The organism is Streptomyces recifensis (assembly GCF_002154615.1).
Classification (GTDB): domain Bacteria; phylum Actinomycetota; class Actinomycetes; order Streptomycetales; family Streptomycetaceae; genus Streptomyces; species Streptomyces griseoluteus.
In genome coordinates this window covers 1-2,216 of sequence record NZ_MUNH01000178.1, presented here as the reverse complement: position 1 = coordinate 2,216, position 2,216 = coordinate 1, and the positions used below count along the sequence as shown (strand labels likewise).

At 74.6% G+C, this 2,216-nt stretch carries 1 protein-coding gene; it reads right to left on the bottom strand.

The genetic code is table 11. The annotated features are described in order from the left end of the window. Positions 1-1,997 (bottom strand): PAS domain-containing protein (locus tag CCN33_RS11215; RefSeq protein WP_140394510.1); only part of this gene is annotated, 1,997 nt, incomplete at its 3' end. Positions 1,998-2,216: the final 219 nt, after the last annotated feature.

Here is a 2,216-nt window from a genome sequence, read left to right as displayed (position 1 = left end):
TCGGCGGGACGGCCCCGTCGTCGGCCGGTGCCGCTGGAAGCCGCCTCCGCGCTCTCGATCGCGGCGGGGGCCGGTTCCTCGGCCGCCGGGGCACCGCGCCTGCGGCGCCGCCCGGTGGGCGCGGGAGCACCAGGCCCGTCGGCCGCCTCGGCGCCCGCGACCTCGCTCTCCAGGAACGCGTCGGTCGACGACCGCCGCGCCCGACGCCGGCCGCCCTGCTCGCCGGTGTCGCCCACGAGGGCGACCTCGGCGCCGGTCGACACGGCTTCGCGCGGGTCCGGGACGCGCGCGGCGACCGTACCGGCGCCACCGCCCAGCGGGACTTCGAGGACGTAGGCGCGCCCGCTCATGCCCGGCACCTCATGTGTCTGGAGCACACCTCCGTGCGCCCGGACGATGCCCCGCACGATCGGCTCGTGCACCGGGTCGCCCCCGGCGTACGGCCCGCGTACCTCGATCCGCGCGACCTCGCCCCGCTGGGCGGCCGCGACCACCACGGTGTTGTCGAGGTAACCGGCCGAGGAGACGGGGGCGTTGCCGGTGGCGTCCACGCCCGCGACGTCCGCCACGAGGTGGGCCAGCGCCGTGGCGAGCCGCTGCGGGTCGACCTCGGCCTCGATGGGCGGCGCGTGCACGGCGAACTGCACGCGGCCCGGCCCGATCAGCTCCACGGCACCGTCGACACCGGCCGCGACGACCGCGTCCAGCATCACCTTGGTACGGGCGATGTCCTCGGTGCCGGCGTCCAGGCGCTGGTAGCCGAGGACGTTGTCGATGAGGGCGGTGATGCGGGCGTACCCGGCAGACAGGTGGTGCAGCACCTGGTTGGCCTCGGGCCAGAGCTGGCCCGCGTCGTCGGCGGCGAGGGCGGCCAGTTCGCGGCGCAGCTCGTCCAGCGGGCCGCGCAGGGAGGAGGCGAGGAGGGTGAGCAGCTGCTCGTGGCGCGCGGCGAGGGCGTCGTACCGGTCCTTCTCGCGCTCGCCCAGGGCGGCGTACCGCTCCTCGCCCGCGGCCAGTTCCTCCTGGAGCTTCTCGCGCAGTTCGGTCAGCTCGGCGGCGCCGCGCCCGGTCAGCTCCTCGACCTCGGTGGCGTGCTTCTGGCGCAGCGCGGTGAGGTCGGCGGCGTGCTCCTCGGCGAGCCGCTCCAGCTCCTCGGCGTGCGCCTCCTCCAGCGCCGCCTTCTCGTCGGCGAGGGACTGGTACGGGCGCCGGTCGGTGAAGGTCATGACGGCGCCGACGAGCTGGTCGCCGTCGCGCACCGGGGCGGTGGTGAGGTCCACGGAGACCTCGTCCCCGCTCTTGGACCACAGCACCTGCCCGCGCACCCGGTGCTTGCGCCCGGAGCGCAGGGTGTCGGCGAGCGGCGACTCGCCGTACGGGAAGGGGGAGCCGTCGGCACGGGAGTGCAGTACGAGGGTGTGCAGCTCGCGGCCGCCCAGCTCACCGGCGCGGTAGCCGAGGATCTGCGCGGCGGCGGGGTTGACCAGCACGATCCGGCCGTCGGTGTCCGTGCCGACGACGCCCTCGGAGGCGGCGCGCAGGATCATCTCGGTCTGCCGCTGCGAACGGGCGAGTTCGGCCTCGGTGTCGACGGTGCCGGAGAGGTCCCGCACGACGAGCATCAGCAGCTCGTCGCCGGTGTAGGACGAACCGTCGTACGCCTGCTGGGGGTTCTCCAGGTTGGCGCTGGTGACCTCGACCGGGAACTCGGTGCCGTCGGTGCGCCGGGCGACCATCCGCGTCGGCTTCGTGCGGCCGGCCGGGTCCATGTGGTCGGGGCGGCGCATCGAGCCGGGGATCAGCTTGGAGTCGAACTGCGGCAGCAGATCGAGCAGGCCCCGCCCCACGAGCGCCGTACCGGGTGCCTCGAACGCCTCCAGGGCGATGGTGTTGGCGTTGACGACCGTGCCGTTGGCGTTGACCAGGAGCAACGCGTCGGGCAGGGCGTCGAGTATGGCTGCGAGGCGAGCAGCGCCTCGGGATGGCCTGCTGCTCACGAGACGCTTCCTCCCTGTCACCGCACCTTGCCGACCGCTCGGGCCATCTTGCCAAGCGGCCCGCGGGGTGTCACGCGAGGGAGTCTAAGGGCTCCGCCCGCGCGCACGGCGCCGGATGGGAGGGAGGTACCACGACGAAGTGACGCCGAACATATGCCCGCATCCCGCCACGGGTCGCCTTCCGCGGCACGCGACTTGCCCCTGACGTGCACCCCGGCC